This is a genomic window from Methylobacterium sp. Leaf117, assembly GCF_001422985.1.
Taxonomy (GTDB): domain Bacteria; phylum Pseudomonadota; class Alphaproteobacteria; order Rhizobiales; family Beijerinckiaceae; genus Methylobacterium.
This window is the reverse complement of record NZ_LMNL01000012.1, coordinates 386,316-400,319: the sequence shown is the minus strand read 5'-3', so window position 1 is coordinate 400,319 and position 14,004 is coordinate 386,316. Positions and strand designations below refer to the sequence as shown.

At 65.2% G+C, this 14,004-nt stretch carries 9 protein-coding genes; 6 read left to right on the top strand and 3 right to left on the bottom strand.

All coding sequences use genetic code 11. The features are described from left to right. Positions 1-20: 20 nt before the first annotated feature. Positions 21-2,453: a penicillin-binding protein 1A gene (locus ASF57_RS08815; RefSeq protein ID WP_056184248.1), complete on the bottom strand. Its 2,433-nt coding sequence runs from the start codon at positions 2,451-2,453 to the stop codon at positions 21-23. Between the two features lie 234 nt (positions 2,454-2,687). Continuing rightward, entirely contained in the window at positions 2,688-3,971 is a 1,284-nt protein-coding gene (locus tag ASF57_RS08810; protein WP_056184251.1) for an N-acetylmuramoyl-L-alanine amidase, read from the bottom strand. A gap of 799 nt (positions 3,972-4,770) precedes the next feature. Between ASF57_RS08810 and ASF57_RS08805 the strand changes: the two genes are divergently transcribed. Next, positions 4,771-7,854, top strand: coding sequence for a ribonuclease E/G (locus tag ASF57_RS08805; RefSeq protein ID WP_056482071.1), 3,084 nt, complete (start codon positions 4,771-4,773; stop codon positions 7,852-7,854). A gap of 60 nt (positions 7,855-7,914) precedes the next feature. Here ASF57_RS08805 and ASF57_RS08800 read toward each other — a convergent pair whose 3' ends face one another. Then, positions 7,915-9,093 (bottom strand): aminotransferase class I/II-fold pyridoxal phosphate-dependent enzyme, encoded by a 1,179-nt coding sequence (locus ASF57_RS08800; protein WP_056482765.1) that lies wholly within the window; start codon positions 9,091-9,093, stop codon positions 7,915-7,917. 161 nt (positions 9,094-9,254) lie between these two features. On the opposite strand from ASF57_RS08800, the gene ASF57_RS08795 reads away from it, so the two are divergent. From ASF57_RS08795 to aat, 5 genes are all read left to right on the top strand, one after another. Next, the gene (locus ASF57_RS08795; RefSeq protein ID WP_056482069.1) at positions 9,255-10,043 is read left to right on the top strand and encodes a DsbA family protein; all 789 of its coding nucleotides are present in this window, start codon (positions 9,255-9,257) and stop codon (positions 10,041-10,043) included. Between the two features lie 113 nt (positions 10,044-10,156). Next, positions 10,157-10,639 carry an acetyl-CoA carboxylase biotin carboxyl carrier protein gene (accB, locus tag ASF57_RS08790; protein ID WP_056482066.1) on the top strand — a complete coding sequence of 161 codons (483 nt, stop codon included), beginning with the start codon at positions 10,157-10,159 and terminating at the stop codon, positions 10,637-10,639. A gap of 14 nt (positions 10,640-10,653) precedes the next feature. Beyond that, positions 10,654-12,009, top strand: coding sequence for an acetyl-CoA carboxylase biotin carboxylase subunit (gene accC / locus ASF57_RS08785; protein ID WP_056184260.1), 1,356 nt, complete (start codon positions 10,654-10,656; stop codon positions 12,007-12,009). An 863-nt stretch (positions 12,010-12,872) separates the two neighbouring features. Further along, positions 12,873-13,205 carry a hypothetical protein gene (locus ASF57_RS08780; RefSeq protein WP_156376029.1) on the top strand — a complete coding sequence of 111 codons (333 nt, stop codon included), beginning with the start codon at positions 12,873-12,875 and terminating at the stop codon, positions 13,203-13,205. 125 nt (positions 13,206-13,330) lie between these two features. Next, positions 13,331-13,999: a leucyl/phenylalanyl-tRNA--protein transferase gene (aat, locus tag ASF57_RS08775; RefSeq protein WP_056482063.1), complete on the top strand. Its 669-nt coding sequence runs from the start codon at positions 13,331-13,333 to the stop codon at positions 13,997-13,999. Positions 14,000-14,004: the final 5 nt, after the last annotated feature.

The window sequence follows — 14,004 nt, the reverse complement described above, 5'->3', positions numbered from 1 at the left end:
TGTTCCGCATGAGGGGGCCTTTAGTAAAGGCCACCGGCCTGAGCGGCGCGGTCGGCATCCGGCGGCACCGCTGCCGGACCGCTGGACTGCTGGGCCGGTGCAGCGACGTAGGCGTCCGGAGGCGCGGTTCCGGGCTTGAACGCCTCGAGGATCGTGCCACCGCCTTCACCCGAGCCGGCACGCATTCCGGATGAGGCGGAGACGCGGATCAGCTTGATGCCCGGGGGCACGCGAAACGGCGTCGGCGGTTTATCCTTGAGGGCCAGTTTGAGGAAGTCGAGGGCGATGGGAGCCGCGAGGCCGCCGCCGGTGGCCCGATCGCCCAGCGAGCGCGGCTTGTCGAAGCCGATATAGACGCCCACCGCGAGGTCAGGTGAGAATCCCACGAACCAGGCATCCTTGGCGTCGTTCGTCGTCCCGGTCTTGCCGGCAAGCGGTTTGCCGATCTGCTTCAGGATGGTGGCGGTGCCGCGCTGGACAACGCCTTCCATGATCGAAACCATCTGATAGGCGGTCAGCGGATCGAGCACCTGCTCGGAATCGTCGACGAGCTTGGGTTCGTCCTGGCCCGACCATTTATCCGCGTCGCAGCCCAGGCACTTGCGGTTGTCGTGCTTGTAGATGGTTTCGCCGACGCGATCCTGGATGCGATCGATCAGGGTCGGGCGGATGCGCCGCCCGCCATTGGCGAGCATCGAGTAGGCGGTGACCATGCGCATGACGGTGGTCTCGCCGGCACCCAGAGCCATCGGCAGCACGGGTAGCATGTCGTCGTAGACACCGAAGCGGCGGGCGTACTCGGCGATGAGCGGCATGCCGACATCCTTGGCCAGCCGCACCGTCATCAGATTCTTCGAGTGCTCGATACCATAGCGCAGGGTGTGCGGCCCGCCGGACTTGCCGTCGTAGTTCGACGGTGTCCAGGCTTCCTGGCCGGGGCCCGCCTCGATGGTGATCGGAGAGTCCTGCACGATGGAGGACGGGGTATAGCCGTTGTCCAGCGCAGCCGAGTAGACGATCGGCTTGAACGACGAGCCGGGCTGACGCATCGCCTGGGTGGCGCGGTTGAACTGGCTCTCGTCATAGGAGAAGCCGCCGACCATCGCGTGGACGCGACCGGTATAGGGGTCCATCGCCACGATGGCGCCCGAGACCTCGGGACGCTGACGCAGGCGGTACTGGTTACGGCTGGTATCGGTCGCCTCGACGTAGACGACGTCGCCCGCGTTCAGAGCCGCAGCGGGCGAGCGCCCGGTCCAGCGGGTGCCCTCTGCCGTGATCGTGCCGGTCTCGCGATCCTTCGAGACGTGGCCCGAAGCTTCACGGCGCGGCTGGAGTCCGATCTGTGCGGCTCCCCCGGTGGTGCTCAACACCACAGCGAGGCGCCAGGGCTGCACGTCGCCGAGACCCGGAACCTCTGCGACGGCGAGGCCCCAGTCACGACCCACGAGATCGACCTTGGCCTGCGCGCCGCGCCAGCCATGCGACTGGTCGTAACGGATCAGGCCGTCCACGAGTGACTTGCGTGCCCAGGCCTGCATCTTCGGATCGAGCGTGGCGCGCACGGAGAGACCACCCTCGTAGAGCTTCTTCTCACCGTAGCGCTCGGCGATCTCGCGGCGCACCTCCTCGGTGAAGTAGTTGGCGTTGGCGGCATTGGCGAAGGCGACGCGCGGGTTGACGCCGAGTGGCATCTTGCGGGCGGCTTCGGCCTCCTCCTTGGTGATGTACCCGTTCTGGGCCATCAGCCCGATAATCTCGTTGCGCCGGTCCAGCGCCTTCTGGGTCTGGCGATAGGGGTGATAGTTGTTCGGCCCCTTCGGCAGCGCGGCCAGGTAAGCCGCTTCGTTGATCGTCAGTTCGTGCACCGACTTTCCGAAGTAGTCGAGCGCAGCCGCCGCGACGCCGTGCAGGTTGCGGCCGGGCACGATGGTGCCGAGAAAGATTTCGTTGAGATAGAGTTCGAGGATCTTATCCTTCGAGTAAGCCGCCTCGATCCGGAAGGCGATGAGCGCCTCCTTGGCCTTGCGCTCGAAGGTCTGCTCCGGCGACAGGAGGAAGTTCTTGGCGACCTGCTGGGTGATGGTCGAAGCACCCTGCTTCTTGCCGCTCTTGAAGTTCGTCAGCGCTGCGCGCACCAGCCCTTCGGGGTCGACGCCGCCATGCTTGTAGAAGTTCTTGTCCTCAGCGGACAGGAAGGCCGCGACGACGATTTTCGGCATCGCTTGGATCGGCAGGTAGAGGCGGCGCTCCGTGGCGTACTCCGCTAGCAACGAACCATCCGCCGCATGAACGCGGCTCATCACCGGCGGCTCGTAATTGGCGAGCGCGGCGTGGTCGGGCAGGTCCTGGCTGAACTTCCAGTAGAAGAACGCTCCCGCGCCCGCGGCTAGCACGAAGATCATCGCACCGACGCTGAACAGGAAGCCGAAGAAACGAAGGATGAAGCGCATCCGGGTCCCGTCCGTCGATGATCCACCGCCGCCGGTCGGCCGTGTCAGCGCGCGCCAGCATGGCGTGCGCTTCCTCGGACCGTGTCCCATCCCGAAATGCAAGGGTCCCGCCGCGGATTTACGGTCGAGGCCACGATGTCGGCGGCGTTCGCTCATGAGCGCCGCGATCCATCCCGCCGAGACGATCGGCGTCGGTGTGACCGGGGCGCTGTGAGCCCCGGTTTCACACGTATTCTATGGTGAAACTGGGGCGATTGCCGCCGACCGGCGTGCCGGCTGCGGCCGCGTCAGAGAGGTCCGACTTCCGAAGAACGCATCGATGGCCTTGGCCATGCCTCCGGTCACCTCGGCGCGCCAAGCCTCCGATTGCAGAAGGTCGAGATCGCGCTTGCTGGAGAGATAGCCGAGTTCGACCAGGACCGATGGGACATCCGGCGAGCGCAGGACCTGGAATCCCGCCTCGCGGTGCGGCTTCGTGCTCATTTCCATCACGGGTCCGAGATGGGTCATCAGTCCCTTGGCGAAGCCCGAAGAGAAGGTGCGGGTTTCGCGCAGGGTCAATTCCTGGAGGATATCTGCGACGTGGCCGGGGCCTTCGTTCGATTCGGTGCCCGCTGCCGCGTCGGCACGGTTCTCGCGCTCGGCAAGCTTGGCTGATTCGGCGTCGGTAGCCTTCTCGGAGCCAGTGTAGATCGTGGCGCCGCGCACTTGAGGCGCCGATGAGATCGAATCCGCATGGATCGAAACGAAGAGGTCGGCCTTCGCCTCGCGGGCGAGGCGGACGCGTTCGGAGAGGGGAACGAAGACGTCGCGGTCCCGCGTCATCCGCACCCTGTAGCGTCCGCTGGACTCGAGTCGGGCCACCAAGGCTTGGGCGAAGCCGAAAACGATATCTTTCTCGAATACGCCGGTTGCCGCGATGGCCCCCGGATCGGTTCCGCCATGGCCGGCATCGACCATGATGAGCGGGCGCGCGTCCGTGGGCTCCGGTAAGATCGCCGCTTTGCGCTGGGCGGGCGCGGGATCGCTTGAGACGGCGGCACGCCGAAAGCCCTCACGATCGCTGCGCTGGAAGTCGATGCTGAGCAGCACGGCGCCGTCGCGGGCCCGCGTGACCGTTTCGATCCGGCCCACCGTGGCGGGCTGGGCAAGGTCGACCACGATGCGCGACCGGCCGGGTGCGAACAATCCGTAGCGGAAGGAGGAGACGACGCCCTCGCGCTTTCGTCCGGTCTCCGGACCCAGTTGAAAGTTCACTTCCGCGAGATCGATCACCGCCCGGTCGGGACGCTCCATCACGAAGGCCTTGGCGTCGATGGCTTTCGAGAGCGTCAGGGTCAGCTTCGTCGTCGCATTGCTGGTGGAGAGATCTGCTGCGATGGCGACGGCGGCCTGAGAGCTGGCCCCGCGCAACTTTTCATTGTCCTGAGCCTGCGCGCTCGGGCAGACGAACGGGATCGCGCCGGCAAAGACGAGGGCGACGAGGGCGGAGCGGAGAAGGCGTAAGCGTCTCTGCATCGTTCCGGCATTCATCCTCGGGAGGACAAGCACGCCCCGGTTGGGCATGCTGTTAGCGAACTGCGATATGAAGCAGCCTCTACGAGATACGGACCGGATGGTTAACCGTTCCTCAAGCGGTGCCCCCACTTCCGCGGAGCTTGTGTCTCCACGGCGACAGGCTCGCGCAACACGGGAATCCAGGCAGGACGCCGGGGGCCGAGCCCAGGATACGGACCGATTCAAGCGGAAGACCGCGACCCGGAACAGGAAGGTCCTTGCCAAAACGTCGCGACGCTCTGTAATGATACGGTCCCCTTCCCGGCGCCGTGCGGTTTGCTCCGCGGCCCGCGGGTGCGATCCGGCTTCTTGCTGGATAGCCTTCGCAGTCGGTTCCCCGCGTCAGACAATGCGGCATGGCGAGGCTGGGTGGGAGTCGGTTCATTCGGTGGCTTTTTCGGCCGTCGCACCGTTCTTGGAATGCACGCCTGTCCTCGGACGGGCCCACACAGTCTTCGCGAGGTCAGGGAGAGAATGAGCGGACACACAGCATCGGTTGCCGTTGCTCGTGTTCAACGCCTGCGCGTTTCGCGTGGCGCCGCCGTCTCGTCGACCCTGGCCAGGATCAACCCCACGCGCGCCGAGATCCGGCGCCCAACGGCGGTTGACGGCAATCCCTTCCCCACAGCTTCCGCGACCCCCTTCCCCGGGTCGTCACGTGCACCGATCCGCCAGGCCAGTGAGCCTGGACCGAACGGCGCACCATCGGGACCGAGCGGTTCGAGGAGAACGACGTCGACCGCCATGTCGAAAGTTCGTCATGGCCAACAACAACAAGATGCTCATCGACGCGATGCACCCGGAGGAGACTCGGGTCGTCACGGTCCACGGGTCACGGGTTGAGGAATTCGACTTCGAGGCCGCCAATCGGCGCCAGCTTCGCGGTAACATCTATCTCGCCAAGGTGACGCGCGTGGAGCCCTCGCTCCAGGCGGCCTTCATCGAGTACGGCGGCAATCGCCACGGCTTTCTCGCCTTCAGCGAGATCCACCCGGATTATTACCAAATTCCACTCGCCGACCGGCAGGCGTTGCTGGAAGACGAAGCCCGCGAGGCCGAGGAGCACCGCGAGCGCGAGGAGCGTAAGCCTCGCCGCCGCTCGCGCGGTCGTCGCGATGGGACGTCCGCCAAGCGCGCTCGGACCTCCGATACGGTGACGTCCGAGGATGTCGCCGCGTTCGTCGAGAACGATTCCGCGATCGGCGCAACGGACGCGCTCCTCGAGGGCGGCTTCACCGATGGGTCTCAGGAAATCGCTTCGCGTGGCGATGCCTCGGCCGACCTGCCGCAATCCGATCTCGGCAGTCCCGAGACACCCGCCTTTTCATCGGAAGCCTCCGAGGATCAGGCCCTCGTCGGTGCTACGGCCGAGGCGCCGATAGCCCCGGCCGTCGAACTGGCTCTCGAGGCCGCACCGATGGGTGACGGCGCGGCATCTGGTTCCTCTGAGCGCGAGTCTCATCAAGTGGAGCCCTCGGATGCTGAATCTTCGAACGCTGAATCTTCGGAGACTAGGTCGTTCGAAGGCGAGACTTCTGTCGCCAACCTCCATGTCGAGCCTGAATCCGAGGACGACTCCGACGAGGACGATGACGAGGACGAAGAAGAGGACGATTCGGACGACGAGTCCGAGGATGATGACGATTCCGACGAGGATGAGGACGACGACGAGTCCGAGGGCGAGGACGGCGAGCGTCCGCAGAAGATCGCGCAGGTTGGTGGCGACGCTCTCGCTGAAATCCCTGAGCGTCCGCGCACTTACCGCCGGCACTACAAGATCCAGGAGGTGATCAAGCGCCGCCAGATCATCCTGGTGCAGGTCGTCAAGGAGGAGCGCGGCACCAAGGGCGCGGCGCTGACCACCTACCTCTCGCTGGCTGGCCGCTACTCCGTGCTGATGCCCAACACCGGTCGTGGTGGCGGCATCTCCCGCAAGATTACCTCGGCGGCCGACCGCAAGCGCCTCAAGGAAGTCGCGCAGGACCTGGAGGTCCCGGAGGGCATGGGCGTCATCCTGCGCACGGCCGGCGCTTCCCGGACCAAGCCGGAGATCAAGCGTGACTTCGAATACCTGATGCGCCTGTGGGAGAGTGTGCGCGAGTTGACGCTGTCCTCCTCCGCACCGGCGTTGGTCTACGAGGAAGGCTCGCTGATCAAGCGCGCTATCCGCGACCTCTACAACAAGGATATCGACGACATCCTGGTGGCCGGCGACGAGGCCTACCGCGAGGCGCGCGACTTCATGCGCATGTTGATGCCGGGTCAGTCCAAGGTCGTTCAGCCCTATCGCGATCCGACGCCGATTTTCGCGCGCTATGGGGTCGAGCAGCAGCTCGACGCGATGTTCTCGACCCATGTGACCCTCAAGTCGGGCGGATACCTCGTCATCAATCCGACCGAGGCCCTCGTCTCCATCGACGTGAATTCGGGTCGCTCGACCCGCGAACACGACATTGAGGACACTGCCCTGCGCACCAATCTGGAGGCGGCCGAAGAGGTCGCCCGCCAGTTGCGCCTGCGCGACCTCGCGGGCCTCGTCGTCATCGACTTCATCGACATGGAGGAGAAGCGCAACAACCGCGCTGTCGAGAAGAAGCTCAACGAGTGTTTGAAGAACGATCGCGCCCGCATCCAGGTCGGTCGCATCTCGCCCTTCGGTCTGCTGGAGATGAGCCGTCAGCGCATCCGCACCGGCATGCTCGAGAGCTCGTCCCTCCCCTGCGCCCATTGCGGCGGTTCGGGCTATGTTCGTGCCACGTCTTCGGTGGCGCTGCAGATCCTGCGGGCGATCGAGGAGTCGCTGCTCAAGAGCACCAGCCATAACCTCATCCTCAAGACACGCACCGAGGTGGCGCTCTACATCCTGAACCAGAAGCGAGCTCATCTGCGGGAGCTCGAAGTCCGCTTCGGCGTCTCGGTGACGATCGCCGCCGATGAGCGCCTGGCCGCCACTTCCGCCTTCCAGCTCGACCGGGGTGAGCTTGCGACGCGGGCCGAGGGGCCGGTCACCGGGGTGCGTGCGGTGGCAATCAATTCCGCCCTGGAGCCCGAGGAAGATTTCGATCCGGAGATCGAGGAGGAGATTGTCGAGGTCGAGGTTGAGGCCGAAGAGGTCGAAACCGGCAGCTCCACCGAGGAAGCACCCGAGAAGACTTCCGAGAGCGGCGATGGCCGTGGTGGGCGTCGGCGTCGGCGTCGGCGTCGTGGTGGCCGCCACGAGACCGGCGATCAGGCTGGTGGCGAGAGCGCTGCCACAGACGGTGACGACGAGGGTGAAACCGAGGAGCCCGAGGAGATCGCTGCGCAGCCCGAGACCGACGAGAGCGTGTCGCCTGCCGAAGCTTCGTCCGCTGGTGAGGATGATGGCAGCGGTCGCCGCCGTCGTCGGGGTCGTCGCGGGGGTCGTGGTCGCGACCGCGATGGCCGTACCCGGGACGGCGAGGGCAATGCCCAGGAGTTCGCTAACAAGGAGCTTCCGAACTCGGATTTCGGTGAGCGTCCGGTTGCTTCGGTCGAGGGAGACGAAGGTGCGAGTGATGCGCCGTCCGCCTTCCTCGGCGGCGAGGAGCCCGTGAGTGCCGAGGCGGTGTCCGAAGCCGCGGCCCCATCCACGCCGGAAGCTTCGGGATCGTTAGCGCTGGAATTGCCGATCGCAGCCGAGAGCGATCAGGGCAATGTGGCCGCTCCTGTCGATACCCTGGAGGTCTCCGTCGAGCAGGCGTCAGTCCCGGTGAGGCCTGCTCCTGAGCCGGTGGCGGTGGTTCTCACCCCGCCCTCGGACCCGGATCGTCCGAAGCGTGCCGGCTGGTGGTCGCGCACCAAGGCGGCCCTGACGGGCGAGTGAACGCCGTTACACCGGTATGAACGGAGCGGGGTGGGCATGAAGCCTGCCCCGCTTTGCGTTTCAGCGCAGCCACGCCTTGAGGCGTCGCACCGCATCGACGCAATCGGCGTTGGAGCCGGCGAAGGAGAATCGGACGTGGTGGCTCCCATCCTGTGCGTCGAAATCCAAGCCCGGGGTCGCCGCAACCCCCGCTTCGTCGAGCATGCGCCGGCAGAAGGCGACCGAGTCGTTGGTCAGGTTGGAGACATCGGCATAGAGATAGAAGGCGCCGTCGGCCGGATGTGTCCGCCCGAGTCCGAGACTCGGGAAGGCGTCGAGTAGCAGCGCTCGATTGGCGGCATAGCCCGCCCGCACGGCTTCAACCTCTTCAACCGCGTCGAAGGCAGCCAGTGCAGCCACCTGCGATAAGTATGGCGGTGAGATGTAGAGGTTCTGGGCGAGCCGCTCGACGGGACGGGCGAGCCAGTCCGGTACCACCATCCAGCCGATGCGCCATCCGGTCATGCACCAGGTCTTCGAGAACGAGTTGATGACGATCGCTTCGTCATCGTAGCGCAGGGCGGTCTCCGTCGGCACGCCGTAGGCGAGCCCATGATAGATCTCATCGGAGATGAATCGGAGGTTCAGCGCCCGGGCCGTGGCGCAAAGGTCAGCGAGGCGTTCGGGCTCGATCACCGTGCCGGATGGGTTCGCCGGACTCATCACCAGGATGCCCGACAGTCCTTCGCGTTCGTGCAGCGCCCGCAGGGCGGAGCCGGTCGGAGCGAACCGGTCGGCATCTTGCAGAACCAGGGGCGCCGGGACCAGGTCAAGGGCATGCAGCAGGCTGCGATAGGCCGGATAGCCCGGCTGCGGCACCGCGATGCGGGCGCCGGCATCGAACAGCCCGAGGAAGGCCAGCACGAAGCCCGCCGACGAGCCGGTGGTCACCACGATGCGGCTCGGTGATACCGCGACTCCATAGGTCTCCGTATAGTGGCGCGCGATGCGCTCGCGCAGAGCGGGCAATCCCAGGGCCTGGGTGTAGGGCAAAGCGCCGTTCGCAAGGGCAGCCTGCGCTGCCGCGATCACGGCTCGGGGCGCCGGTGCCGAGGGCTGGCCGACCTCCATATGGACGACGCCCTCCCCGCGCGCCTCGCGCGCTGCGGCGGCCGACATCACGTCCATGGCCAGGAACGGCGCAACGCGGGCTGCGCGCTGCGATGAGAACTTCGGAGCGAGGATCGGAGCTTGTGTCATCCGCCCCGTCATAGCCCCTGCGCAGGACCTGGGACAAACCCGCCATTCCACGATTGACCGCCCGCCGCGAAAACGCCTAACCCGGCCGCTAACCGCATGTCGAATTGAGATGACCCCCGATGGCCGGCCTACGTCTGACCGGTCCCGCTTCGCGAGGACGTATGCCCCTCTTCCGTTCCCTGCTCTGCGCCACGATTCTTGCCGGCACCCTGGGTGTCGCCTCGGCGCAGACCACTCCGAGCCAAACCACTCCGGCCGCTGCGTTCACGGACGTTCAGCGCCAAGCGATCGAGGGCATCATCAAGGATTACCTTGTCAAGAACCCCGACGTGCTGCAGGAGGCGATCGCGGAAGGTGAGCGCCGGCAGCAGGAGACGCAGAAGCTTGCGCAGTCCGCCGCACTCAAGGAGGCGCGTGAGGCCCTGATCAATTCGCCCCATGGCGTGGTCGCGGGCAACCCGAATGGCGACGTCACGATGGTCGAATTCTTCGACTACAATTGCGGCTATTGCCGCAAGGCGCTGTCGGACATCCAGGCTCTCATCAAGGGCGACCCGAAGCTGCGCGTCGTCCTGAAGGACTTTCCTGTTCTCGGTGCCGAGTCGCTGGAAGCGAGCAAGATCGCCCTGGCCGCCAAGCAGCAGCTCAAGGGCGATAAGGTCTTTGAATTCCACACCAAGCTCCTGGAATCCAAAGGCCGGGTGAACGGCGAACGCGCGCTGGCCGTTGGCAAGGAGATGGGTCTCGACGTCACCCGCCTGCTCAAGGATGCGCAGGGTCCGGAAGTGAAGGCCGCCCTGTCCGAGAATGTCGGCCTCGGCGACAAGCTCGGGCTTTCGGGAACCCCCGCCTTCATCATTGGCGACGAGGTCATCCCGGGTGCTGTGGGCGTCGACCCGATTCGCAAGACCATTTCCGACGTGCGCCAGTGCGGTCACGCGAGCTGCTGAGCCCAAGCGCCTTCCGCATTCGATCCGTCGCCGCCTTGCGAGTCTCGCCTGGCGGCGTCATTTCCCGTCGATCCTAGCCGCACCCTGCGCCTGACCTGAAGACGACCGAGCCGATGTCCAAGAACGACCCCTTCGATCCGGAGCTCGTCCGCGAGCTCGCCAAGCTGATCAACGAGACCGATCTCAGCGAGATCGAGGTCGAAAAGGGCGATCTGCGCATCCGCGTCGCCCGCCGCATTGAAGCGGTCCAGGTGCAGGTGGCCGCGCCTGCGCCGGCTCCCGCGATGGCAGCCGTCTCGGCTCCCCTCGCCACTCCGGGTCCTGGCGGCGGGGTCGATCGCGGCAAGGCCGGCGCCGGGCATCCGGGTGCCGTACCCTCCCCCATGGTCGGTACCGCCTATCGCCGCCCGTCGCCGGAAGCGAAGCTGTTCGTCGATGTCGGGTCCAAGGTTGAGGCGGGCGAGAAACTCCTCCTGATCGAGGCGATGAAGACCTTCAACGAGATCGTCGCTCCTCGTTCCGGCACCGTCACCGCCGTCTTCGTCGAGGACGGGCAACCCGTCGAGTTCGGCGAACCTCTCCTCGTCATCGAGTGAGCCGGGCCGCACCCATGTTCGAAAAGATCCTGATCGCCAACCGGGGCGAAATCGCCCTGCGCATCCTGCGCGCGGCCAAGGAACTCGGAATCGCGACCGTGGCGGTCCATTCCACGGCCGATGCCGATGCGATGCACGTGCGTCTGGCCGATGAGAGCGTCTGCATCGGCCCACCGGCGGCCCGTGACAGCTACCTCAACATCCCGTCGATCATCGCCGCCTGCGAGATCACCGGGGCCGACGCGGTTCATCCCGGATACGGCTTCCTCTCCGAGAATGCCCGCTTCGCCGAGGTGCTCGCCCACCACAATATCGGCTTCATCGGTCCTAAGGCGGAGCATATCCGCATCATGGGCGACAAGATCGAGGCCAAGCGCACCGCAAAACGTCTCGGTATTCCGTGCGTTCCCGGCTCGGAGGGCGGCGTCGAGGAACCCGAGGAAGCCAAGCGGATCGCGGCTGAGATCGGGTACCCCGTCCTGGTCAAAGCCGCTTCCGGTGGTGGCGGGCGCGGCATGAAGGTCGCCCGGACCGAGGCCGATCTCGAACAGGCGCTCGGCATGGCCCGGACCGAGGCCAAAGCGGCCTTCGGTGACGATGCGGTCTACCTGGAAAAGTATCTCGAGAAGCCGCGCCACATCGAGGTCCAGGTGCTCGGGGATGGACGCGGCAATGCGGTGCATCTGGCCGAACGCGACTGCTCTCTGCAGCGGCGGCATCAGAAAGTCTGGGAGGAAGGCGGATCCCCGGTCCTCGACGCTGAGATGCGGGCCGAGATCGGCGGCATCTGCGCCCGTGCGATGCAGGAACTGAAGTATCTCGGCGCTGGTACGGTGGAATTTCTCTACGAGGATGGGCGGTTCTACTTCATCGAGATGAATACGCGCATCCAGGTCGAGCATCCGGTAACCGAGATGATCACCGGGATTGATCTCGTGAACGAACAGATCCGTGTTGCGGCCGGCCTGCCTCTGTCGGTGACTCAGGATGAGATCAAGGTGGAAGGTCACGCCATCGAGTGCCGGATCAATGCCGAGCATCCAGCGACCTTCCGACCCTCACCCGGTCTGATCACCTACTTTCATCCCCCCGGCGGCCTTGGGGTTCGCGTCGATTCGGCTGTCTTCCAGGGCTACCGGATTCCACCGAACTACGATTCCCTGATCGGCAAGCTGATCGTGCATGGCCGCACGCGCAACGAGTGCCTGATGCGCCTGCGCCGGGCTCTGGACGAGTTCGTGGTCGACGGCGTCGATACCACCTTGCCCCTCTTCCGGACTCTGGTTCGCAACCTGGATGTCCAGAACGGAGATTACGATATTCATTGGCTGGAGGGGTTTCTGGCCGATGGTGGCCTCGATGAGCCCTAGGCAGGCAAGCAGATGAAGTGCCGGTGGTGGAGTGGCGTGGAACGCGTGGGCGGGAGGCCGGTTTCCTGTCTATCCGCTTCGCTGGTGTCTCGTCCCGGGAGGTGCCAGCTTCATCACAAGGACGTTTTCCTGTGCGCTTCCATATTTCTTTGATCATTGGTCTTCTGCTTGCCGGTCCTGCACTGGCGCAGTCTCCCTCGGGAAATGTCGGCCAACCCGAGCGCGCCGTGCCGCAAGCCGGAGGTACGACGAAGGGTCCGATCGACAATCCCTCCACACGCGGCATGGCACCGGCGGCGGGCGCCACCGCACCGGTGGGCGAGCGTGGCATGAGTCCTGGGGCTGGTGCGGTGGACTCGGCGAAGGGAGGCAACGCGAACGACACCAACCGGAGCGTTCCGAACACCGGAAGCACGTCAGGCGGCCCAGCCCGCTGAGGCGTTGTTCGCTCCTCACGCCGCGACTGATCCTCTCTTGAAAGCCGGCTCCTCACGGGGCCGGTTTTTTTGATCTTAATCATCGGACGGGCTGAGATTGCTGAATCTCGTGTGAGATTGCGCACAACCAGGTTGTGCTTGAACGTCCTTCAAGTGACGCGAAAAATATCTTCGTCACCCGCATCACCGCTGCAAAACGCGGTAAACTGAGCTTTTCAAGCCCGGTTTGTTTCGCGTGGGAATGATTTCGGATTCGTCCATTGCCTGGACCCGCGACACATTGCCAGCGAAACATTCACCGGAACGCATTGAGGGGTCACGACTTCTCACCCCACGTCAGTCCGGCGGAGACACCGTGAGCCAAGGGTGCTCAGCGGCAATTCTCCACGTCAGCGACTGAGTATTCCTAACGACCGAAAGACGTCCATGCGCACCTTCAGCCTCAGCTTCGTCGCCGCAACGCTTATCGCCACCGCAGCCCTCGCCCAGTCGCCGTCCGGCAACGTCGGCCAGCCCGAGCGTGCGGTTCCGCAGGCCGGCGGCACCACCCGTGGTCCGATCGACAACCCGTCGACGTATGGCGCCTATCGCAACGTGGATGGCCGCGTCGACATGAACGTGACCGGTTCGGTCGTCGAGGCGCCCTACACCTCGAACCGCGAAGCGATCGTCGATGATTCGGCCAAGGGTGGAAATGCTGAGCAGCCGAACCGCACTGTGCCAAACCTTGGGACCACGTCCGGCGGTCCGAGCAACTGAGACACGCGAACGTTCCTCGTTCAGGTCGGGGCGGAGCCGCAAGGCTTCGCCCTTTGTCCTTATTTGAATCCCTGTCGGACGCACCGCCCCTGGCCTTCCACGTAGCTCCGTTTCAAAATCATCGCATGTACGATAGCGACCGTGTTGAGATCACGCCCGAGATCCTGCTGAAGGCCTATGCGGCCGGGATCTTCCCGATGGCGGAGGATGCTGACGACCCGGCCATCTACTGGGTCGAGCCGCGCGCGCGGGGGGTTCTACCCCTCGACGGATTCCATGTCGCGAAGCGGCTTGCCCGGACGGTGCGTTCCGACCTGTTCGAGGTTCGGACCGACCAGGATTTCGATGCGGTGATCGCCGGCTGTGCCGCTCCACGCGGCGATGCCGAGCGAACCTGGATCAATGGTCGAATTCGTGAACTTTATGGCGCTTTGTTCGACTCCGGGCATGCTCACACCGTCGAGGTCTTCCTCGAAGGTCAGCGGGTCGGCGGCCTCTACGGCGTGTCCCTCGGGGCCGCGTTCTTCGGGGAGAGCATGTTTCATACGGTGCGCGATGCCTCGAAGGTTGCGCTTGTCCATCTCGTGGCGCGCCTGCGGGCAGGCGGTTACCGCCTCGCCGACACCCAGTTCGTCACCGATCACCTGACGCAGTTCGGCGCCGAAGAGCTGCCACGCCATATCTACAAGCGGCGACTCGCCAAGGCGATTCTCCAGCCAGCGAATTGGGACGTCTGGCCAGGGGACGGCTCCGTCGGTGGACGGCAGGCCCTGGCCGCGCTCGGAGAGGCCTGAGTGCG